21 protein-coding genes, 1 other RNA gene and 1 pseudogene are annotated in these 21433 nt (G+C 42.5%); 16 read left to right on the top strand and 7 right to left on the bottom strand.

Annotated features, from left to right (window positions below; all coding sequences use genetic code 11):
- Nucleotides 1-165: 165 nt before the first annotated feature.
- Nucleotides 166-3459 (bottom strand): annotated as a pseudogene (locus tag V7K76_RS06790) (phycobilisome rod-core linker polypeptide); the annotation flags it as partial.
- 553 nt (nt 3460-4012) lie between these two features.
- Between V7K76_RS06790 and V7K76_RS06785 the strand changes: the two are divergent.
- On the top strand, nt 4013-4543 hold the full coding sequence (locus tag V7K76_RS06785) for a hypothetical protein (RefSeq protein WP_334774720.1): 531 nt from the start codon (nt 4013-4015) through the stop codon (nt 4541-4543).
- Here the strand turns inward: V7K76_RS06785 and V7K76_RS06780 are convergent, their stop codons facing one another.
- Complete coding sequence (locus V7K76_RS06780) at nt 4544-5320, bottom strand: 2-phosphosulfolactate phosphatase (protein WP_334774719.1); 777 nt, start codon at nt 5318-5320, stop codon at nt 4544-4546. It abuts the gene before it with no gap.
- Nucleotides 5321-5442: 122 nt separating this feature from the next.
- On the opposite strand from V7K76_RS06780, the gene V7K76_RS06775 reads away from it, so the two are divergent.
- The 4 genes from V7K76_RS06775 to V7K76_RS06760 all read left to right on the top strand — a co-directional run bounded on the left by V7K76_RS06775 (nt 5443) and on the right by V7K76_RS06760 (nt 7257).
- The gene (locus tag V7K76_RS06775) at nt 5443-5814 is read left to right on the top strand and encodes a hypothetical protein (protein ID WP_230968574.1); all 372 of its coding nucleotides are present in this window, start codon (nt 5443-5445) and stop codon (nt 5812-5814) included.
- Between the two features lie 144 nt (nt 5815-5958).
- A complete protein-coding gene (locus V7K76_RS06770; protein WP_334774718.1) occupies nt 5959-6249 on the top strand; it encodes a type II toxin-antitoxin system VapC family toxin in 291 nt (96 codons plus the stop codon).
- 64 nt (nt 6250-6313) lie between these two features.
- Entirely contained in the window at nt 6314-6814 is a 501-nt protein-coding gene (locus V7K76_RS06765; RefSeq protein ID WP_334774717.1) for a hypothetical protein, read from the top strand.
- The gene (locus tag V7K76_RS06760; RefSeq protein ID WP_334774716.1) at nt 6811-7257 is read left to right on the top strand and encodes a type II toxin-antitoxin system VapC family toxin; all 447 of its coding nucleotides are present in this window, start codon (nt 6811-6813) and stop codon (nt 7255-7257) included. The genes V7K76_RS06765 and V7K76_RS06760 overlap by 4 nt, the downstream gene beginning before the upstream one ends.
- Nucleotides 7258-7345: 88 nt before the next feature.
- Here the strand turns inward: V7K76_RS06760 and V7K76_RS06755 are convergent, their stop codons facing one another.
- From V7K76_RS06755 to V7K76_RS06735, 5 genes are all read right to left on the bottom strand, one after another.
- A complete protein-coding gene (locus V7K76_RS06755) occupies nt 7346-7663 on the bottom strand; it encodes a barstar family protein (RefSeq protein WP_334774726.1) in 318 nt (105 codons plus the stop codon).
- Between the two features lie 81 nt (nt 7664-7744).
- The gene (locus V7K76_RS06750; RefSeq protein ID WP_334774715.1) at nt 7745-10114 is read right to left on the bottom strand and encodes a protein kinase domain-containing protein; all 2370 of its coding nucleotides are present in this window, start codon (nt 10112-10114) and stop codon (nt 7745-7747) included.
- Nucleotides 10115-10120: 6 nt separating this feature from the next.
- Nucleotides 10121-10909 carry a PP2C family serine/threonine-protein phosphatase gene (locus V7K76_RS06745; protein ID WP_334774714.1) on the bottom strand — a complete coding sequence of 263 codons (789 nt, stop codon included), beginning with the start codon at nt 10907-10909 and terminating at the stop codon, nt 10121-10123.
- Nucleotides 10910-10919: 10 nt separating this feature from the next.
- Nucleotides 10920-11579 carry a vWA domain-containing protein gene (locus V7K76_RS06740; RefSeq protein ID WP_334774713.1) on the bottom strand — a complete coding sequence of 220 codons (660 nt, stop codon included), beginning with the start codon at nt 11577-11579 and terminating at the stop codon, nt 10920-10922.
- A 41-nt stretch (nt 11580-11620) separates the two neighbouring features.
- Nucleotides 11621-11749 carry a hypothetical protein gene (locus V7K76_RS06735; protein ID WP_334774712.1) on the bottom strand — a complete coding sequence of 43 codons (129 nt, stop codon included), beginning with the start codon at nt 11747-11749 and terminating at the stop codon, nt 11621-11623.
- Between the two features lie 35 nt (nt 11750-11784).
- Between V7K76_RS06735 and V7K76_RS06730 the strand changes: the two genes are divergently transcribed.
- The 11 genes from V7K76_RS06730 (at nt 11785) to ssrA (ending at nt 20619) form a co-directional block, all read left to right on the top strand.
- A complete protein-coding gene (locus V7K76_RS06730; RefSeq protein WP_334774711.1) occupies nt 11785-12966 on the top strand; it encodes a class I SAM-dependent methyltransferase in 1182 nt (393 codons plus the stop codon).
- Nucleotides 12967-12996: 30 nt separating this feature from the next.
- On the top strand, nt 12997-13152 hold the full coding sequence (locus tag V7K76_RS06725) for a hypothetical protein (protein ID WP_334774710.1): 156 nt from the start codon (nt 12997-12999) through the stop codon (nt 13150-13152).
- Between the two features lie 431 nt (nt 13153-13583).
- Nucleotides 13584-14024 carry an ATP synthase subunit I gene (locus V7K76_RS06720; protein ID WP_334774725.1) on the top strand — a complete coding sequence of 147 codons (441 nt, stop codon included), beginning with the start codon at nt 13584-13586 and terminating at the stop codon, nt 14022-14024.
- Between the two features lie 60 nt (nt 14025-14084).
- The gene (atpB, locus tag V7K76_RS06715) at nt 14085-14849 is read left to right on the top strand and encodes a F0F1 ATP synthase subunit A (protein WP_334774709.1); all 765 of its coding nucleotides are present in this window, start codon (nt 14085-14087) and stop codon (nt 14847-14849) included.
- A 121-nt stretch (nt 14850-14970) separates the two neighbouring features.
- Nucleotides 14971-15270 (top strand): ATP synthase F0 subunit C, encoded by a 300-nt coding sequence (atpE, locus tag V7K76_RS06710; protein WP_334774708.1) that lies wholly within the window; start codon nt 14971-14973, stop codon nt 15268-15270.
- A 322-nt stretch (nt 15271-15592) separates the two neighbouring features.
- Entirely contained in the window at nt 15593-16024 is a 432-nt protein-coding gene (locus tag V7K76_RS06705) for a F0F1 ATP synthase subunit B' (RefSeq protein WP_334774707.1), read from the top strand.
- A gap of 186 nt (nt 16025-16210) precedes the next feature.
- On the top strand, nt 16211-16783 hold the full coding sequence (locus V7K76_RS06700) for a F0F1 ATP synthase subunit B (protein ID WP_334774706.1): 573 nt from the start codon (nt 16211-16213) through the stop codon (nt 16781-16783).
- Nucleotides 16780-17334, top strand: coding sequence for an ATP synthase F1 subunit delta (gene atpH, locus V7K76_RS06695; protein ID WP_334774705.1), 555 nt, complete (start codon nt 16780-16782; stop codon nt 17332-17334). The genes V7K76_RS06700 and atpH overlap by 4 nt, the downstream gene beginning before the upstream one ends.
- A gap of 154 nt (nt 17335-17488) precedes the next feature.
- On the top strand, nt 17489-19009 hold the full coding sequence (atpA, locus tag V7K76_RS06690) for a F0F1 ATP synthase subunit alpha (protein ID WP_334774704.1): 1521 nt from the start codon (nt 17489-17491) through the stop codon (nt 19007-19009).
- A gap of 100 nt (nt 19010-19109) precedes the next feature.
- Nucleotides 19110-20057, top strand: coding sequence for a F0F1 ATP synthase subunit gamma (locus V7K76_RS06685; protein ID WP_334774703.1), 948 nt, complete (start codon nt 19110-19112; stop codon nt 20055-20057).
- A gap of 172 nt (nt 20058-20229) precedes the next feature.
- Nucleotides 20230-20619, top strand: a transfer-messenger RNA (tmRNA) gene (gene ssrA / locus V7K76_RS06680).
- The last annotated feature ends 814 nt before the right edge of the window (nt 20620-21433 follow it).

Raw genomic sequence — 21433 nt, 5'->3', positions numbered from 1 at the left:
GATTGGGGACTGGGGATTGGGGACTGGGGATTGGGGATGGGGGATGGGAAATAATCTATTCCCTACTCCCTACTCCCTACTCCCTACTCCCTACTCCCTACTCCCTACTCCCTACTCCCTACTCCCTACTCCCTACTCCCTACTCCCTATTCCCTATTCAACCCCTACACTGCCGAGGTAGTTACCTGCTGGCAGAGATGGGAAGCGGTTGTAAGGCACAACATCTTCACCGAAATAGCGGCTATATTCTGGACTTTCGACTATGGCTTCTACAGCAGTGGACAAGCCACTATCGGTTAGTAGCTTGTTGTACTGGCTAATTTCTTCCTGAGTTGCGGGTGTACGCCCCAACAGATGACGGAAGAGGAACTCAATGACCTTGGCATGAGGATAAGGTGACAAGAAGCGCTGGCGATAGATTTGGGAACTGGCTAGTTCACGCACAAACTCGCGGACGGAAATTTCACCATTCTGGAGTTTGGTATCTAAGTCAGTACGGCGGAAATTATCAGGCACTTCACCGCTAAATACATCCAAAACTTGCCGATAAATGGCGTTAATTGCCTGTTGTTTTTCGGCTTGGTTGGTGTTTTCGGTTAGACGGTAAATGCGTGCATGTTTACGCACACCGGGTTCCACTGATTGTCCGCTAGCATCGTTGTAGGAACGACCCAGTTCTGTAAAGGATGGCTTACCATTTGTTTGTGCTGCGATATCTGCGATCGCCTGTAGCACTAGCGGTGTATCGTTACTAGCTCCGACACGGGCTTGTACTGGTTTAAAGCTTGGTACAACCACGTCATCGTTTTGCTTGGTAAGCTGGTTGTACAACTTCTCTGTATTGGGGAAGTTTGCCGCAGGTAAGGTCGGGAAGCGACGGTAAGGCACTGTATCTTCACCAAACACCTGGTTATATTCCACACTATCTACCAAAGCACCAATAAAGGCACGAATACCTTGAGTAGCCAAAATCTGGTTATATTTGCGGATTTCTGCTTGGTCTAGTGGCGCACGTCCCAAGAAGTGTTTGGTTCCCAGCTCAATCACTTTGGTGTTGGGGTAAGGTGTGTAGAACTCTTTCAGGTAGAGGTTAGAATAACCCAAACCTTCAATAAATTCCTTCACACTAATTTCGCCATTCCCCAGCTTGCTTTCCCACGCTGTAAATTCGTTTTTGGCGATGTAGGGTGCAATATCCCGCTCAAAAATCTGACGATACGCAGCGCTAATCAAAGTTTTGACTGCAACTTTGTCACTGGTATTAGCCACAAGCTTGAAGATTTTGGTTTGTTCCCGTTGCTTGCTGACGCCTTGGTTAATACGGAACTGAATATCTGGTTCTGACCGATTTTCTGTTACAGTACCCAGTGTCACAAAGCTCGGTGTTACTTCCTTCTGGACTTTCGCGGCAATATCATCACGAATGCTACCAACGCGTAATTGTCGCCCGGATACACCGCCAGGAGTCAGATACCGTTCGTAAGGAATTGTATCTTCACCAAAGGCTTCGCTGTATTCTACGCTGTTAATAATGGCATCAACCACCGCGTAAAAGCCCTGTTTTGAAGCAATATCAAAGTACTTGTTGATTTCTTGACGGCCATAAGTCGGACGACCCAACAAGCGGCGGTGAATATACTCGATCGCTTTACAAACATACAGTGATGACCAGTACAGATTGCGGAACACATCTGACTTAGCCAAACCACGGATAAACTCTCGCACCGAGATGTCGCCGTTTTCCAGTTTGATTTCCAATACCTTCGGTCGCTGACCTTCGTAAAGATCGCGACCGAAAACTTGCAGGTAAGCAGCTTTAATCAATGCTTGCGTGGAGCTTTCGGAGAATCTGACACTAGAATTTTTGGCAGCCTTTTTACCTCTAGTACCAGGCAGTTGATCTAACTTGAATACCTTGGGCCCAAGAGTACCAGGAGCTTCACCCCGCGCCCTGGGATTACTATTTTGGTTATTAATCCCTGCCCCTTGGTGAATTAGGATGCGTTTGGTATCCTTGCCAAAAGGAGCCGGATTGGTGCTGGGGTTGCGAGTTTCTTTCGGGAAAATCGCCCCAAACTGAATTTCCAAGGGGTCATTACCAGAACCGTAGGGATGTTGATCTGGTAACGGTTGCTCGTAAGCCGCAAATGTGGTAATGAACTGAGGTATCTTGCGGAAAGGCGCACTGTAGTTAAACAGGTCTTGCTGCGGCCCCCAGTTGCGACATTCTTGGGCTTCTTGACCCAGACCCCGCAGGTAGGGTACTGTTTCTTCACCAAAATAGTCGCTGTATTCAGCAGAATCTACTAAGGCATCTACTAAAGCTGGTAGACCACCCTTAGAAATAATCGAGAAGTATTTTTGTACTTCTTCGCGGCTACTTGGCCCCCGTCCTAGAATGTGACGGAAAGCTAGTTCGATGACTCGGCTGTTAATAAAAGGCTGGTAAAACTGTTTTTGGTAAAGGGGAGATTTAGCTAAACGACGGACAAACTCTTTCACAGAGATGTCGCCATTTTTCACTTTGGATTCTAGGTCAGATATGGATAAGCTATAAGCACGGGTAATGTCGCGCTCAAAGATTTGCCGATATGCGGCCTTGATTACTTCATTTTTTTCGGTGGCTGATAACCCAGTCTTCAAGACAAACTTGGGACGACGTTCTGCGGCATTAAAGTAAATTTGCGGCAGTTGCAACCCTTGCTGGTCGCCAGAGGGGCGTTGGCGCACTTTATTTGAAGGTGTGGCTGCTTTGAATTCTGTTAACAAAACATCCATGTACTGAGACACAATTTCTGTAGCCTCAGCATCATTGCGGAAAAATGAAAGTGACCCAGCTTTGATTTCTTGCAAAGCTACTAGCGTTGCTTCACCAGAGCAGGCATTTTCAATGATTTCCCGCAAACCCCGTGTATTCACCGCTATGATGTTGGGGTCGCCAGCAACGATCGCATAAGTAGCGTAGCGCAAGAACCAGGATAAATCCCGCAAGCTCTTGGCCATGTTGCTTGGGCCATAACGAGCAATGTTAATTGGTCTGAAACCTGCGGGTGTCGGGCCGCTGGGGGATGAGTTGAAGATTGAGCGTAAATTTTCTAGGAACCCACCACGACTTTCAACGTAGGTTACGGTTCCTAGTCTGAGGTCTTCTCTAACATCTTTACCACCACCAGCAGTTACTAGTTCTGCTTCTCTGGGCTTTTCTAAAAAAGCCATTGGCGAACCACCAACAAAAATCCGGTTGGCAGCCCGAGATACGATAATCTCGGCATTGTCCGTTAGCGTCTGGGAAATTTCTAGACGCTTTGCACCAGATGCAAAATAGCTTGCCAGTTCATTTAATTCACCATTTCCCAAGAAGCGGTCTTGCTGCTCTGCTTGGATAATTGTGGCTACAGTTAGGGTTTGATATAGTTGCGGACGCGCAACCGAGCTTCCACCACTCGCCTTAACACTCATCGGATTTGTAAAACTCCCATCATAAGCGTTTATATGTTAAGTCTGGATTGTTTTGAGGCTTGACACATTGGTGTGTCTATGCTTTATGAGCTTGAGAGTATTGCCTGCAAAACTACCAGTTAATTAACCCAGTTAGCTTTTAGATTAGAACGTTTTGCGTTCTCAAGGCGGGTTTATTAAGAAGTATGTAGAACCTGTATCTTAAATGTCTCCAGTCTTAAAAATGCATACTCCAGTTTGTCTGAGATTAAGTCTAAGTTTTGTAACTAAGTAGAAGTTGGGAACTGTGTGCCGATTGATTTTTTATTTAAACGCATAGGCGTTTCGCCTTCCCGCAGGGTAGGGGCGCAGAGGTAAGCGCAGAGGTACGCGGAGAATTTGCTACGAATTAATAAATATTGTACTTAGTCGCTGGACAGTGGTTATTAGTCGATGTTAAGTTGTTTTTGCTACTGATGATTTTATACTCACATCTGACAACGTACCGGAAGTAATTCTTAATTTGTGGTGGTTTAATCTGTAACTATCAGTATTTATATATAGGGTAAATACTATGCACAAGAGTTGTAAATTTAACTATTTATTTAATGTTACTTTGTCTGCGATCGCAATTATTTTAGCTGTCGCTCCGGCAAATGCGCTTCCAGAACAAAATATCAGCACCGTTGTGAAGTGGGCAAAGACTAGACCTCAATTACCAACTCTGAGATACAACAGTGAAGCCCACAGCTACGAGGGTACAAAGGGAAATTTATACTTTTATGCTGATGTCACTTCTGAAAATGGGACAGTGAATAAAGAAGGCATAACCGTTAGTGGTGATAAACGCCTCAAATTCACCACAAAAAATGCCAATGCAGTGAAACTGTTACAAAATATTTATAATTCTAATATTGGCAATGATTTCCAGAAGTCTCGGTATGTCACCAAAGTTGGACGTGACCAGTTTTATCGCGGACAAAAGTTTGCTTACATCGCTGCTGAGGTACAGGGTGGGTCATCATTGCAGATAATTCCCTTGAATAAGTTGCAAGAGTTTATAGATAATGCCAAATATTGCCAAACTAATCAGTGCGACGTTTAATTATGCCTGTAGCCTGTAATTTACATAAGCATTATCAGTAAAGAAAGGTACGCAATCACTAATGTTGTAAGCGGCTGACAGTTCAACATCTGACTCAAAACCTTTTTCAATCAACTCTTTACCCGAACTGCATTTTTTCAAGTATCCTAATAAATCGTGTTGGAAAGCTTGAAATGTTGTGACAGCAACTTCGGCTTCTGGTGATAAACTGCCATGTAAATAACTGAGAATTGCCCCAGCACCAATTAAATCTTCAAATGCAGGACGTAGGCTATCATCTTCTTTCCACCTCTCACCGGCAGGAATCACAGCGATTTTATCACCATACTTTTGAGCAAACTCCGCCACCGCTTGGCAATTTCGTAAGCAACCAGCCAAAGTTGGTATATTCCCAGTATGTAAGGTCAGAAAAGAGCCATTAGGTGATGGTAAAACTAATCTAGTTCCAGCAGGAATCTGAACTACCGATTTTGGTGAGAGAGAATATCCACTTATTGTCCAACGTTGTCTATGACTTGCCAACTCTGCTCGCACTGATTTGGCATAATCTATGACAGATTCATCTCTCATTGCGTAGGGAAAAATTATCGCGCCGTTGTTGGTGGCAATTTCCACGCAGGTAGAAAAAGAAAGAACGTCAACTATCACAACTACATCACTGATGGGCGCGAGTTGAGCAACTCCTTGTAGACCCCATTCACAGCGTAAATCAAACTCTGATTGGTTGTAAATCATTAGTGCGATCGCTACAGTTCCAAAGACAATAGGGTAACGCACTAAATCCTGAAAAATATTGCTGTACTTTCCGCTAACGCACCTAAAAATACTTTGAGGAATAAATTCCTTACTACGCAATAATGTCAGCAGTTATAATTAAATAACGATTAAATGGGAAAAATATGATGAATTTAACTATCCAAACTTATCCTAAAAATACAGCATCTAAGTTAAATTATGATGTCTTAATTGAAACCGAACCAGATGGCACAGTAAAAGCAACATTGTTAGGCTTACCAGACTATCAATGTTTTGGTGAGAATCAAGAAGAAGCTTTATATAATCTCATTAAGCTTTTTGAGCAACGAAACCCTAAAATATTTACTTTAGAAGAAACCTACCCTCCTAAAATTGAATCTCCTTTAATGGAAGCTGCGGAAATGTTCAACTCTGAGGGTAACGCTTGGGATGTACTAGAGGCATTAACAGGAACAGTTGAAGCACCAAGTGATTGGTCAAGTCAACATAATCACTATTTGTATGGAATGCCCTAAAAATAACGATGAGATAATAGAATGAATCAAGAAAGGTTGTTTTTAGATACAGTATTTATTCAGGCTGTACTGAACAAGAATGACCAATACCATCATCAAGCTAAAGCATTATTCCCAAGAGTAAGAAGTGCTTTTTAAGTATGCGTGACAGAAGCAGTTTTGATAGAAGTTGGTAATGCTTTAAGTGCAGTGCATCGGACAGCATCAGTTCAGTTTATTAATCAGTGTTATCAAACAGATAATATCAAGGTTGTCAGTGTAGATACACAGCTTCTCATGCGTGCGCTGGAACTTTATCACAGTCGTCAAGATAAAAGTTGGGGTTTGACTGATTGTATATCATTTATTGTTATGAAGGAGCAGGGTTTAATTTATGCAGTCACGGCCGATATTCATTTTGTACAAGCTGGGTTTGTAGCTTTATTAAGATCATAATAAAATTTACAAACATTTTTGTTGATGGGTATAAGCAATATTTAACTTAAGGGTTAAAAATATCATGAGTTTATCTAGAAAAATCACGGTGAAGAAGGCAGCACCTCAGTTAAATTATGATGTGTTAATTGACAATCAACCAGATGGTACAGTGAAAACCACATTGTTAGGTTTACCAAACTATCAAAGTGTTGGTGCGACTGAAGAAGAAGCTTTAAATAATCTCATTCAGATTATGCAACAACGAAAACCAGAAATAGTTACATTAGAAATTGAATACACTGAAGAAGCTGAACATCCTTGGATGAAATTTGCGGGAATGTTCAAAGATGATACTCAATTTGATGAAGTGATGAACCACATAGAAGAATATCGATGTGAATTAGATGCAGAAATGGAGGATTATTATAAACAAATTGATGAATGGAATAAACAAGATGATGCTGAGATAGATGAATATGCAAAAAAATTCACAGGCGGAGATCGTATTGCTGCTATGAATTATAAGAGTCTTTTTGATGAGAGTATAAAAGCAAATAAAAATGTAGAGGATCAAATACAGTGAATAAGTTGTGGATATTAGATACAGATCATCTATCACTTTTTCAACAAGGACATCCAGAGGTTACACAGCGTATAAAAAGAAAAAACCCTGAAAATCTTGCTGTTACTGTGATTACATTGGAGGAGAAGCTTCGAGGAAGGCTTAAAAATATTAATGAATATAACAATAAACCATTGAAATCAGATAAATTGATAGCAGCTTATAAAAGATTGGCTGATGAAATTGAATTTTTCAAAAATATCAGAATTCTTGATTTTGATAATCGTGCTTTTGAAAATTATGAGTTATTAATTAGGGAGAAACGTGTAAGAATTGGTACACAAGATTTACGCATTGCTGCAATTGCAGAATCAATTCATGGAATTTTAGTAACCAGAAATACTCAGGATTTTGAAAAAGCCTACTTGCTTTTAGAAGATTGGACTGTTAAGTTACCTACATAAAAAATGTCTTAATCAGGATTTGTAGGATTAACTAATTTATAGGATAAGAAAAGAGATAGATAATAATGGAAAAATCAATTTACCTATTCTATTTGTTGATAACTAAAAACTTGAAATAAATCTTATTAGCCTCCCAGTATTCTTTGGCTGAATTGAAAATATCTAATGCTATTTGGTACTGTGTAGGGTCAGCTTGAGCAAAGATATCAGCATGGTCATAAAATATGACGTATCTCTGGGCCGGACACCATGTTAAATCAGTGATACATTCATCAAAAGCATCCCAGTTAGCACCAAAGTATGTAGGAAATTGCATTGCTTCAGCAGCTTTACTTAAAAATGTTTCTTTGCTATTAATTTTTTTACCATCAAGATAAAAAACTTTAGTTCCTGGTTCTGCGGCTATTTGTTCTACTGCTTCACGTATGCCTTGTTTTACATCTAGAGATCAAAAGCAAATTATTAAAATCGACGGTTGCACCATAATTCATTTTTGTAATAAGTTTATTATAAATATAATAAAAAAGACTGCTAATATCCACCAAATTAAACCAGAACGAAATAGCGCTAAAATTGCTGGTACTAATGCTGGTACTAATCCTTGTCCTAATATTATAAAAACAGCACCTACAATTTGGCTTATAGTAGATGATTGTTGAGATGTATTGTTTACCGCTTTATTACTTGTCTGTTTTTTTGCAGAAGTAGGATTTACTGATGAAGAAGTATTTTGGGGAACGGCACTTTGAAAAATACTTTGTTGACTATAGTTATTAGATGATGGTAAATTTGCAGACAGATTAGTTTGCAAAACTTGAGATTGAGTTGGCTTAATTGGTGATGAAGTAGCTGTATTGCTTAATGATGCAAGCTGCCAAATCTTGATAGTCTTGTCATGACTTCCACTGACAAGGATTTTGCCATCTTGACTAAAAGCTACGGAAGTAACATAGGAAGAATGCCCTTGAAGGGTATAGATTTCTCTTGCCGTCACTACATCCCACAATTTGATAGTCTTGTCATAACTCCCACTGGCAAGGGTTTTGCCATCAGGGCTGAAAGCTACAGAATAAACATAGTTGAAATGCCCTTGGAGGGTATGGATTTGCGCTCCTATTGTCACATCCCATAGTTTAATAGTATTGTCATCACTCCTACTGGCAAGGGTTTTGCTATCTGGACTGAAGGCAACTGAAACAACCCAGTCGGAATGCGCTTGGAAAGTACGGATTTGCCCTCCTGTTGTGACATCCCACAGTTTAATAGTCTTGTCACAACTCCCACTGGCAAGGGTTTTGCCATCAGGGCTGAAAGCTACGGAATAAACAGAGGAAGAATGCCTCTGGAGAGTGCGGATTTGCTCTCCTGTTGTGACATCCCACAGTTTGATAGTCTTGTCATAACTTCCACTAGCAAGGATTTTGCCATCAGGGCTGAAAGCAACCGAATAAACTGAGTCGAGATGCCCTTGGAGAGTGCGGATTTGCTCTCCTATTGTGACATCCCACAGTTTGATAGTCTTGTCACAACTCCCACTGGCAAGGGTTTTGCTATCTGGACTCAAAGTTACAGAATGAACATAGGAGGAATGCCCCTGAAGGGTGTAAATTTCTCTTCCTGTTGTGACATCCCACAATTTGATAGTCGAGTCACGACTCGCACTGGCAAGGATTTTGCCATCTGAACTCAAAGCTACGGAACTAATCAAGTCGGAATGCCCTTGGAGAGTATGGATTTGCCCTCCTATTGCGACATTTTCTATAATTTTCTCTGCGGCAAAAACTTTAGGTTGTGATGTTGATACAGAAAAAGCAGATTGTTGCTTTGGTATAGCAAAGCCAGGAAATATATCAATACCAAGTTTTGTAGAGCGATCGCACCAATAACACTTACCATAAGTTCGGCTGTAGTAGTGGCTGTCTACCTTTCCACAGATAGTTAACTCATTAACAGCAAGTCTGAGCGCCTTTACCCAATCTCCAGCAGTTGGGCGCAAGTTAGAATTTTTATAACCATCGTTAAAGCACCTGAGAAAACATCGCTGAACCTCTGGGTGAACAACCTCAAGAGGAATTGTCCTTTCGACAGGTTGCATCAAACGGTTTGGTGCATACAGCCATAAACCCTGACGGATACGATCGTTAGTTTCTGGAGTTTCACCCACGCCTATCCATTTTCCCGCAAAAGGACTTTCACCACCAAACAACAACTGATAGATAATCACTGCTAACCGGAAGCGATCGTGTATTTCCGTTTGATCAATGCTAGAAAAATCTTTATCAATCAGTTCCGGCGGTGTAAAGCCCTCTGAACCAACTAGACAACGATAAACCTTATTATTTTTCGGATTCCGAACTTGAAAAGAATCAGTATCAATAATTGAAGGTAAGGCGCGATCGTTTACAAGAATATTTTGCGGCTTGATGTCACCTAAAACATAGCCAGAAATGTGAATTGCTTCAATAATTGAGGCGATATTCAGCGCCGTTGTGTGGAGAAAACGCCAATCAACCTCAAGTTTCAAAGCCTTTCTTTTCTGGGGGTTATATATATTAATAAGTTCTTTTGCTTCCTTAATTTCCGGCATCAAAAAGCCCACACAATTACCCTGAGCATCTTTCAGTACCGACTTAGGCCAAGCAAAAGAAATATGATTGAGGTGAGAGTTTGGCTCTTGGGGTCGGTGCGCTATCATCACCGCCAACTTTTGCACACGCTCAGGAGTTTGCTCGTGGTAAATTTTCGCTAAGTAACCATTGCGATTAGTTCGCCAAACCTTAGCTTCACCACTATCAGCTATCCGTTCACCCAGCAGAGTAATCGATTGCCCCGTACTGGCACAGGTGAGAACTGTCATCGAATTTTACTCTCTATCAAACAAGCACAAAAGTAAAGTTTTATCATCATCAGTGCGAGAATTTAGCCGTTCCGAGTTGAGGAATTCTGTTAGATATTTATCTTCTTCCTCCCCATTAACAGGTTCCTGTAAGTATTCCTCCAAAGGTTTAAAGAAAGGCGAGAAGGGTTCCCAGTCGCTTAAACGAATTGCTACTTTTTCTAGTCCATCAGTGGAAGCGCAAATAAACTCTTGTTTTTCGTTAATGACCTTTACCTGCATTTCTTTTAGTGCATTTGTTGAGGTAATAAAAGTTGTTTCATTAGCAAACTCACCTTTATCGGGCTGAAACAACAGTTGATATTCTGACTCTTCAGAACGCATTACAATAAATCCATCCCCGATTTGCATAACTGCAACCCAGTCAGGAGTCGCTACAAAAACCAACAATGTACAAGCTAAATCATTAACATAATAATCTTTTTTGGCTGCTTGCTTGTCTAACTCAGCAATTACCTCGTTTACAGTTTTAGTAAATAAATTTTCGGCTTCTGTTTGCGAAAATTCTTGAGAAATCTTTTGCCAACAGCGTTTCCGCTTCTGAAGAAATTTACTAATTCCTCCCAGGTATTTGAGTACTGTTTCTACCGCCAAATTAGCACCAAAATCAGAATGTTTAGCACTACCAGCACCATCAGCAACAGCGCCTACAATCACATCATCAAAGATGCGATAATTCCCATAATCTTGACAACCTATCCCCTGCTTTTGATGACTTGTTCCAATCTCGGAACGTGCAACAGCTTTCCAATTCACAAAACTTCCTCTAACTAGTAATTTGACCCCATCCCATAGCCGGTAAAGCTACAGCTTGTCCTACTTTGCCACTAGAAACCCGTTTCACCGAAGCAGAAAGCCAGACAAACAGTTCACGAAAATCTAAGCCATTTAGCGTAACTGGTGGACGTTCAGGAGGAGAAATTTGTTTGAGGATATTCATATCAGCATCTTTTACACCAACCGCAAAAAATGACAGTCGGCTTTGTGCTTCTGCTTGTCTCAATCTTTGCGCTGCTGAATTCCAGGAGTCAGTTGGCGCACCGTCTGTAATCAAAAACACCCAAGGACGATAATAGAGAATACCGTTGTTCTGATAAGTCTGTTTCCGGTTTTCTAGAAAATCCAAAGCATACTCAATCGCCGCACCCATTGGCGTAACACCACCTACTTCCAATGTAGGCGGTGTAAATTGGTCAATTGTTACAAAGTCTTGCGTGAGTTTAACAATGGGGCCAAATGTGATCATGGCAACTTCCACACTCAGCGATGCTTGGGAATCTTTTTGTACATCTTCTTTGAAAGCAGCAAGTCCTCGATTTAACTCTTGAATAGGCTGGCCTGACATAGAGCCAGAAGTATCGAGCAGCAGAATTACAGGGCAACGATTTTCTGGATTTTCAACGAATTCAGGCATTCCTACAGCCATTTAATGCTCCTATTGAGTAAATTATTATACAAAAGATATAATTATATTTTACTAGCTAATAGATACTTGAACAGTGGTGTTATTACCGAAACAACTTTCCTACCTAAAATATATAGGCTATGTAGGCTGATGGCGATCGCAATTATTTGTCTACCTGAAGTGTCCAGCATTCGCTAAACTCAGAAATACTGCGTTATTCCTCATCATGTCCGATTCTCAAACTGTTAGTGCTGCTGTTGCCAAACTCTACAATACCTACCCCTTTCCGCCAGAAGCCCTGTTGGATGAACCACCTCCAGGCTACAACTGGCGCTGGAATTGGCTAGCCGCTTATAACTTCTGCACAGGTCAAAAACCCCAAAGGCAAGATATTCGGATTTTAGATGCAGGTTGCGGTACTGGTGTGGGTACAGAGTACCTAGTTCACCTCAATCCTCAAGCTTCGGTTGTGGGAATTGACCTCAGTACTGGCGCTTTAGCTGTAGCAAAAGAGCGTTGTCAGCGTTCAGGGGCTAACCGCGTGGAATTTCATCACCTCAGTTTGTTTGATGTGGAACAGTTACCGGGTGAGTTTGATTTAATTAACTGTGTTGGCGTTTTGCATCATACCCCCGATCCCATTCGCGGTATTCAAGCTTTGGCGAAGAAGTTAGCCCCAGGCGGCTTGATGCACATTTTTGTGTATGGGGAATTAGGACGCTGGGAAATTCAACTCATGCAAAAAGCGATCGCACTGATTCAAGGTGACAAAAAAGGCGACTACCGCGATGGTGTTCAAGTCGGGCGACAAATATTTTCTTCTTTACCAGAAAATAACCGAATTGTCAAATACGATAAACAACGTTGGTCACTAGAAAACCACAAGGATGAATACTTTGCTGATATGTACGTTCATCCCCAAGAAATTGACTACAACATTGAGACGCTATTTGAATTAATTGATGCTTCCGGACTAGAATTTATTGGTTTCTCGAATCCGAGTTTCTGGGATTTACAGAGACTTTTGAGCAAAGCACCAGAGTTAGTAGAACGAGCAAAAGAATTGAGCGATCGCCAGCTTTATCGGCTGATAGAATTACTAGATCCAGAAGTAACTCATTACGAATTTTTCCTCGGTCGTCCTCCCCTCATCAAAGCTAATTGGACAGACGATAACGCCCTACTGACAGCAATTCCCGAACTTAATCCTTGTATTGAGGGGTTTCCCAGTCAATGTTTTTTTAATTACGATTACCAGATTGTTAATTTATCAGTAGCAGAGTTTGAGTTTATGCAAAGATGTGATAGTCATTCCACAGTTGCAGAAATTTTGGTAGCTGTAGAATTGGGATTGGATGAAGTAAGAAGGCTTGTCCAGCAGCAGTTGATTTTGTTGACACCTGCTTAAGTCTCGTCAGATGAAATTTGAAAGCCTATTTTGATTTTAGTCCGCGCAGGCGGACTTTGCTTGTGTAGCCGCGATTTCCAATCGCCTGGATTATGGGATTTTGATACGGAGTTAATCAAAATAATTTATACTCGTGGTGAAGTGCGATCGCCCATCACTACTTTTGGTAAATTTAATGTAAATTAGGAAAGTGCCCAAGAAACGCGTTATCGTACATCCAGAGAATTGGAGTTTTTTGGAATTCAGCAGTGGTGCAATGTCTAACAACGGTCTGCTACTCTACAATTTCTTATTTGCAGTCCGCGTCTATGCTCCTCAAGCACCAGTTGATTTGAAGCACCCTAGTTATACAAAAACCCTGGAGGACAATTATTCACCGAAAAAAAGCGAAATTGGAAGAAATTTTGAATTTTGCAGGCAGTAATTCTTGATAATTCTCCCCTTCACTTCCTCATCTCATCAGCCGCACTCTCGCCACTATGAGCGCGACTTTACTGACTGTTTAACGTTGCCAAGAAGTTAATTGTTTTTTCCTAAAGTATTGTTACCGGATCGTGATATGATTCAGCTGACTGAATGTGCAGTCATCATATTTAACTGTACTGGTTTCAAGTCCCGTGAGCTTGTCTGACGAATCAATTGCGCCCACTCCGACAACGCAACAAGATGCTAAAACTGGTTCTGAAGACACAGAATCAGGTAACTCCATGCAAGAGTTCTATCAACTCTTCCAGCGATTATTGGTAATCACGCTTGTCTTGACGGGGGTTATTTTTATCTCTGTGTGGATTTTTTATTCCTTAAACATTGCCCTTAATTATTTAATTGGGGCGTGTACAGGTGTGGTTTACTTAAAAATGCTGGCTAAAGACGTTGAGCGGCTCGGTAGTGAAAAAACCCGTCTGAGCAAAACCCGTTTAGCTCTGTTTATGGGAGTAATGATCGTGGCAACTCAATGGCGTGAGCTACAGATTCTACCCATATTTTTGGGGTTTCTAACTTACAAAGCCACCCTGCTCGTCTATATGGTGCAAATTGCGTTCATTCCTGATTCTTAAAAAGTCAGGCTCACAAACATAGTAATCCCATCCTCGCTCGTTGGGGAAAATGCTTGAAGAATGCAAATGCTTAGTGTCTTAAACGCCTTTAATTCTTTTCCCCTCGCCGAATTAGAAGTAGGTCATCATTTCTACTGGCAATTGGGCAATCTTAAAATTCATGGGCAAGTTTTTCTCACCTCATGGTTTGTGATTAGCATTTTAGTAGTGGCTTCAATAGCAGCTACTCGCAATGCAAAAAGAATTCCTAGTGGCATCCAAAATTTAATGGAGTATGCCCTAGAATTTATTCGTGGTTTGGCGAAAGACCAACTCGGTGAGAAAGAATACCGCCCTTGGGTGCCATTTATTGGCACATTGTTTCTGTTTATTTTCGTATCGAACTGGTCAGGGGCACTAATTCCCTGGAAGCTCATCAAGCTACCTTCGGGTGAATTGGCAGCTCCCACCAATGACATCAATACGACTGTTGCATTGGCACTGCTGACCTCTTTAGCGTATTTTTACGCAGGTTTTAGCAAGCGTGGTTTGGGCTACTTTAAGAAATATATCGAGCCGACACCCATTCTATTGCCGATCGCAATTCTCGAAGATTTCACCAAGCCCCTCTCCCTAAGCTTCCGGCTATTTGGCAATATATTAGCGGATGAATTGGTAGTAGCGGTGCTGGTGCTGCTAGTTCCTCTGTTTGTACCTCTACCCGTAATGGCCTTGGGTTTATTTACCAGCGCCATTCAAGCCCTGGTTTTTGCCACCCTAGCCGGAGCATACATTCATGAGGCTTTAGAGGGACATGGTGAAGAAGAACATGAGGAGTCACATTAGAGTCCCTCAGTTGATGTAATGTTAGATTTTGGATGCTTATTTTGGATTCAATTCCAAATCTAAAATCGGAAATCTAAACACAAAAATTGTTCATTTTGTACTCAAGGTAAGGAAAATCAACATGGGCTCATTAATTTCTGCTTCTTACGTTCTAGCTGCTGCGTCAGGCGCCGGTGTTGATCCATTAGTTTCTGCTGCTTCAGTTCTGGCTGCTGCTCTAGCAATTGGTTTAGCTGCAATTGGCCCTGGTATTGGTCAAGGTAATGCTGCTGGACAAGCAGTAGAAGGTATTGCCCGTCAACCAGAAGCAGAAGGAAAAATTCGCGGTACTCTGCTATTAACCTTGGCTTTCATGGAATCCTTGACTATTTATGGTCTAGTTATTGCCTTGGTATTGCTATTCGCTAACCCCTTCGCGTAAGACCTAAAAGTATTGGTGAGTGTGGAGACGTGAACCATCACGCCTCTACAATCGAAAATATTTTGGGTATTTAGTCCTTCTGATGTAGTTTACTACCAATTTTGGATTTTGGATGATCAAGAGTTTTCGGTATATGCTCCTGAGCTATACCTGCTCTCAAATCAAAAAGACGCTCCGACGTTGCTAACGCTACGCGATCGTCAATCTAAAATTGCAAATCCAAAATCCCTTGTCCCTTGTTGGCTCTGGGATTTCTAAAATATCAAAGGCTGGATGATTTTGCTAGCCATTAAAACTGCTACTCCAGCCAAAGAGGAGAGAAATGTTTGATTTCGATGCTACCTTGCCCTTCATGGCATTGCAATTCCTGCTATTAGCAGCTTTGTTGAATGCAATTTTGTATAAGCCACTGACCAAGGTACTAGACGATCGCGATAATTATATCCGAACGAATACCCTTGAGTCACGGGAGAGCTTGGCAAAAGCCGAGCGTCTAGCCGCCGAATATGAACAGCAACTCGCAGATGCTCGCAGACAATCGCAAGCGACTGTAGAAGCAGCTCAACTAGAAGCTAAGAAAATTACTGCCGAGAAAATTGCTGAGGCCCAAAAGGAAGCTCAGACTCAACGAGAACAAGCTGCTGTTGAAATAGAACAACAAAAGCAGGAAGCTTTTCGCACCTTAGAGCAACAAGTTGATGCTCTAAGCCGGCAGATTCTAGAAAAACTATTGGGGCCAACTCCAGTTAGATAAACTAACTAGACTGGCTCTGTGAAAGCATACGCGCAACTGGGCCCTAGTCCAGAGCGCAAAATTTAAGTGTCAAAAAAGGCACTTTTTCCCAACGAGATAAAGATACTTTATTTCCCTCTGGGAAAAGATACTTTATTTCCCTCCGGGAAAATACAATGTATTAGCAAGCGAGCAGCGCACTTGTAAGTGGGTATCATGGGCACATTCTTATTACTTGCCGCAGAAGCAAACGCTGTTGGGTCTGAATTGGCAGAAGGCGCAGCAGAAGGTGGTTTCGGTCTAAACCTAGACATTTTTGAAACCAACCTGATAAATCTAGCGATTCTGATTGGCATATTATTCTACTTCGGACGTAAAGTTTTAAGCAACATCCTGAACGAGCGACAATCCAATATTGCCACTGCAATTCAGGAAGCAGAAGGGCGCTTAAAAGAGGCAAAGACTGCCCTTTCCCAAGCGCAAGAGCAATTGAAGCAATCTCAGGCAGAGGCAGAACGCATCCGCCAATCTGCCACAGAAAACGCTCAAAAAGCGAAAGAAGCCTTGTTAGCGAAGGCAGTGCAAGACGTAGAACGCTTGAAACAAACGGCAGCAGCAGATTTAAACACCGAAACTGACCGAGCGATCGCTCAACTGCGGCAACGGGTTGCTACACTAGCATTGCAAAAAGTCGAATCGCAACTCAAAAGCGGGATTGCCGACGATGCTCAACAAAGTTTAATTGACCGCAGCATCGCACAACTGGGAGGCAATGTATGACAAGTCAGGTAGCGGCAGCCGAAGTAGCCCAACCTTACGCACAGGCACTTTTGTCCATAGCGCAATCGAAAAACTTGACCGAAGAATTCGGAGAAGATGCGCGGACTTTCCTGGGACTGCTCAGGGTAGATAAACAGCTACACAACTTCTTCAGCAACCCGTTTATTCAGTCTGAGAACAAAAAAGCTCTCATCAAACGAATACTTGGTGAAGGCGCTAACCCCTACTTACGCAACTTTTTGCTGATACTGGTAGATAAGCGGCGCATTGCATTCTTGGAAGATATTTTTCAACAATATCTGGTGCTGTTGCGGCAGCTGAATCAAACCGTATTAGCGGAAGTAATTTCAGCCGTTCCCCTCACAGAAGCTCAACAGCAGGCAATCATCCAAAAGGTCATCGCCATCTCCAATGCTCGTCAGGTAGAACTAGAAACCAGGGTAGACAGCGAGTTAATTGGTGGTGTGATCATTAAAGTAGGTTCGCAGGTAATTGACGCTAGTATCCGGGGTCAGTTGCGCCGCCTTTCATTGCGCTTAACTAATAGTTAGAAAATTGGGACTGGGGACTGGGGGCTGGGTACTGGGGACTAGGAAAAAGATTATAGTCATAAATTCTTTACATCCCTAATCCCCAGTCCCTAATCCCCAGTCCCTAATCCCCAGTCCCTTTTACTTCCGTCTCGAAAGCAAAAAAGATAGACACATGAGCATATCAATTAGACCTGACGAAATTAGTAGCATTATCCAACAACAAATCGAGCAATACGATCAAGAGGTCAAAGTTGCTAACGTTGGTACGGTTCTCCAAGTTGGTGACGGTATTGCCCGGATTTATGGTCTGGAAAAGGCTATGTCTGGGGAACTTTTGGAATTTGAAGATGGCACAATTGGCATCGCCCAAAACTTAGAAGAAGACAACGTGGGCGCGGTGTTGATGGGTGAAGGGCTGGAAATTCAAGAAGGTAGTTCTGTAACCGCTACTGGTAAAATTGCCCAGATTCCAGTAGGAGAAGCCTTAATTGGACGAGTTGTAAACGCTTTGGGTCTTCCCATCGATGGTAAGGGAGACATCAAGTCCTCAGAAAGCCGTTTGATTGAATCTCCAGCACCAGGTATCATTGCCCGTCGGTCTGTACACGAACCCATGCAAACGGGTATCACAGCTATTGACTCAATGATTCCCATTGGTCGTGGTCAGCGGGAATTGATTATTGGCGATCGCCAAACCGGTAAAACTGCGATCGCGATCGACACCATCATCAACCAAAAAGAAGAAGATGTAATTTGTGTCTACGTTGCGATCGGTCAAAAGGCTTCCACAGTTGCTAACGTGGTGCAAACATTGCAAGAAAAAGGCGCACTCGATTACACCATCGTCGTCGCCGCTAGCGCCAGTGAACCTGCAACCCTGCAATACCTAGCTCCCTACACAGGTGCAACTATTGCTGAGTACTTCATGTACAAAGGCAAAGCTACCCTGGTAATTTATGATGACCTTTCCAAGCAAGCCCAAGCTTATCGCCAAATGTCCCTATTGCTGCGTCGTCCACCAGGACGCGAAGCTTATCCTGGAGATGTATTCTACATTCACTCCCGCTTGTTAGAAAGAGCCGCAAAGCTGAGTGACGAATTAGGTAAAGGCAGCATGACCGCCCTACCAATCATCGAAACCCAAGCTGGTGACGTTTCAGCATACATCCCCACCAACGTAATTTCCATTACCGATGGTCAGATATTCCTATCTTCTGACTTGTTTAACGCTGGTATCCGTCCCGCAGTGAACCCCGGTATTTCCGTATCCCGCGTAGGTTCTGCCGCTCAAACCAAGGCAATGAAAAAAGTTGCCGGTAAAATTAAATTGGAACTAGCCCAATTTGACGACCTGCAAGCCTTCGCTCAATTTGCTTCCGACTTAGATAAAGCCACTCAAGACCAGTTGGCACGGGGTCAACGGTTGCGCGAACTCCTCAAGCAGCCACAAAATTCGCCACTCTCGGTATACGAGCAAGTAGCAATTTTATACGCTGGTATTAATGGTTACTTAGATGATGTACCTGTAAATCAAGTAACCACCTTCACTTCGGGTCTACGTGAGTACTTAAAGACTGGCAAGACCGAGTATGCCCAAGGAGTACAAGCATCTAAAGCATTAGGTGATGCCGAAGAAGCTGCTTTGAAGGAAGCACTTACCGAATACAAGAAGACCTTCAAAGCTACAGCGTAGCAATTTTGAATTTTGGATTTTGGATTTTGGATTTTGGATTAAATCTAAAATCCGAAACCCCAAATCTAAAATCTAAAATCCTAAAATCTAAAATCGAACTATGGCCAATTTAAAAGCAATACGCGATCGCATTCAGTCGGTCAAAAACACCAAAAAAATCACAGAAGCCATGCGTCTCGTTGCTGCGGCTAGAGTGCGTCGGGCGCAAGAACAAGTGCTAGCAACTCGCCCCTTTGCCGATCGCTTGGCACAAGTATTGTATGGTTTGCAAAGCCGTCTGCGCTTTGAAGAAGCAAACCTACCACTACTGAAAAAACGTCAAGTTAAGTCAGTTGGGTTATTGGTTATTTCAGGCGATCGCGGTCTATGCGGCGGCTACAATAATAACGTCATCCGTCGTGCAGAAAACCGCGCCAAAGAAATCAAGGCAGAAGGTTTAGATTATCAATTTGTACTCGTCGGACGCAAATCTACGCAGTACTTTCAACGCCGCGATCAGCCAATTGATGCTACTTACAGCGGCTTAGAACAAATTCCCACCGCAGCAGAAGCCAATCAGATTGCCGATCAACTACTTTCCTTGTTCCTTTCGGAAAAAGTAGACCGCATCGAATTAATCTACACCAGATTCCTTTCCTTGGTTAGCTCCCGTCCTGTGGTGCAAACCCTACTGCCCCTCGATCCACAAGGTCTAGAAGCAGCCGATGATGAAATCTTCCGCTTGACAACCCGGGGCGGTAAATTTGAAGTCGAACGGGAGAAAGTGACTAACCAAGTCCGCACATTGGCTCCTGACATGATTTTCGAGCAAGATCCAGTGCAGATTCTCGATTCTCTATTGCCCCTGTACCTGAGTAACCAGCTATTGCGGGCGCTGCAAGAATCGGCAGCTAGTGAACTAGCAGCGCGGATGACAGCCATGAGTAATGCCAGTGAAAATGCTGGTGAACTAATTAATACCCTCACCCTGTCTTACAACAAAGCCCGACAAGCTGCAATTACTCAAGAACTCCTTGAGGTTGTGGGCGGTGCTGAAGCACTAACTTAGAAAAATACTTGTTGTGGCTCGTGGCAAATAGCCAATTGCTAATGGTTTTAAAATTAGCGATTGGCTATTTTGAGTAATTGGAGCTATACATCCTGACTTTGTTAATTACGAATTACGAATTACGAATTACGAATTCAACAATTGCGTATTATAATTGAAGTATGAAGCGCATGGGTCCGTCACGGTTTCGACAGGTTGGCGAACGCTGCTCTGTGATTCAGGTCGAGAGTGAGTCTCCTCTCGAAAATCAAAGACTCAAACAAAAAGTAAATGCGAATAACATCGTTAGCTTTGCTCGTAAGGATGCTCTAGTAGCTGCCTAAACACCTCTTATAGGTTCGAGCGTCTTCGGTTTGACTCCGTTAAGGACTGAAGACCAAACCCCAACGGATGCTCTAGCAAGCGTTCTCTGGTTGGCTTGCTGGCTAAGATTAAATCAGAGCATCCTACGTTCGGGATAATGAACGATTCCCGCCTTGAGGGTCAGAAAGGCTAAACCTGTGAATGAGCGGGGGGTCAATACCCAATTTGGACAGCAGTTCGACTCTGCTCGGATCCACTAAAAATAGTTACCAAGTCCACTTGACACTGTGATGTGTTAAGTGGACTTTGTTTTATGGGCAACTCACATCAAAATTTTCTAGAATGCACAGCTAACTTGAAGCAATACCATAGGACTAGCCCTTTTAAGGTGAGTAAAAATTCCTCTTTAATCTCTTAACTCTGTGTTCTCTGCGTCTGGAGTGGTTAAATAAATTGCTTTTAAACCGCAAAGGCAATAGAGTTGCCAGTGGGTTGGGCGGGTTTCCCGACTTGTTCGCTCTTAGCGTTCCCGCAGGGTAGCAACTGGCGCAGCGCAGAGAGAAAAACAGAGATTTTACGAGTCACCTTGAAAAGGCTAGTTCTATACTTACAGCTATTTTCAGGTAAATAGACCACGCAGTAGGGGCAATTCATGAATTGCCCCTACGACAGATGTGGTTCAAATACATGAAAACTGCTGTAAGCCCAAAATCCTTGGTAAAGATGCGAAATTGGACAGGGGATTCGATGCGCCAAAGTCTTTCTAGAATGGTTCTGCATAATGTGTAATTAATTTTACCAGATGTCTTCCGCCGACTTACTTGCTACTTAATACATTTTATACTCAAATTTAGATGTGCTTACCCCGTGCATCATCATGTATGCAGGATTACAGAAAAGTGCATTGTAATTCAATGGGTAATATTGCAAAAATACCAATTACAGATTCATCTCCCCTACTTCTCCCCGATTAATTTCTAACCCATCTTCCGCACCCAGAACTGTCACACCCCAAAAAACCGGATATATCCGGATATATATAGTACATAGGAACTATCTACTAGGAGAGCTTA

Origin of the sequence: Nostoc sp. (assembly GCF_036917975.1) — a bacterium.
Classification (GTDB): domain Bacteria; phylum Cyanobacteriota; class Cyanobacteriia; order Cyanobacteriales; family Nostocaceae; genus Nostoc.
Note: the sequence above shows the minus strand (reverse complement) of the source record. Positions and strands in the feature narration are given on the sequence as shown.

Coding starts and splice junctions, on each gene's coding strand:
- V7K76_RS06785 (WP_334774720.1), top strand. CDS start 4,013: ATGCACAAGAGTTGTAAATTTAACTATTTATTTAATGTTACTTTGTCT.
- V7K76_RS06775 (WP_230968574.1), top strand. CDS start 5,443: ATGATGAATTTAACTATCCAAACTTATCCTAAAAATACAGCATCTAAG.
- V7K76_RS06765 (WP_334774717.1), top strand. CDS start 6,314: ATGAGTTTATCTAGAAAAATCACGGTGAAGAAGGCAGCACCTCAGTTA.
- V7K76_RS06750 (WP_334774715.1), bottom strand. CDS start 10,114: ATGACAGTTCTCACCTGTGCCAGTACGGGGCAATCGATTACTCTGCTG.
- V7K76_RS06740 (WP_334774713.1), bottom strand. CDS start 11,579: ATGGCTGTAGGAATGCCTGAATTCGTTGAAAATCCAGAAAATCGTTGC.
- V7K76_RS06735 (WP_334774712.1), bottom strand. CDS start 11,749: ATGCTGGACACTTCAGGTAGACAAATAATTGCGATCGCCATCAGCCTA.
- V7K76_RS06730 (WP_334774711.1), top strand. CDS start 11,785: ATGTCCGATTCTCAAACTGTTAGTGCTGCTGTTGCCAAACTCTACAAT.
- atpB (WP_334774709.1), top strand. CDS start 14,085: ATGCAAATGCTTAGTGTCTTAAACGCCTTTAATTCTTTTCCCCTCGCC.
- atpE (WP_334774708.1), top strand. CDS start 14,971: ATGGGCTCATTAATTTCTGCTTCTTACGTTCTAGCTGCTGCGTCAGGC.
- V7K76_RS06705 (WP_334774707.1), top strand. CDS start 15,593: ATGTTTGATTTCGATGCTACCTTGCCCTTCATGGCATTGCAATTCCTG.
- atpH (WP_334774705.1), top strand. CDS start 16,780: ATGACAAGTCAGGTAGCGGCAGCCGAAGTAGCCCAACCTTACGCACAG.
- atpA (WP_334774704.1), top strand. CDS start 17,489: ATGAGCATATCAATTAGACCTGACGAAATTAGTAGCATTATCCAACAA.
- V7K76_RS06685 (WP_334774703.1), top strand. CDS start 19,110: ATGGCCAATTTAAAAGCAATACGCGATCGCATTCAGTCGGTCAAAAAC.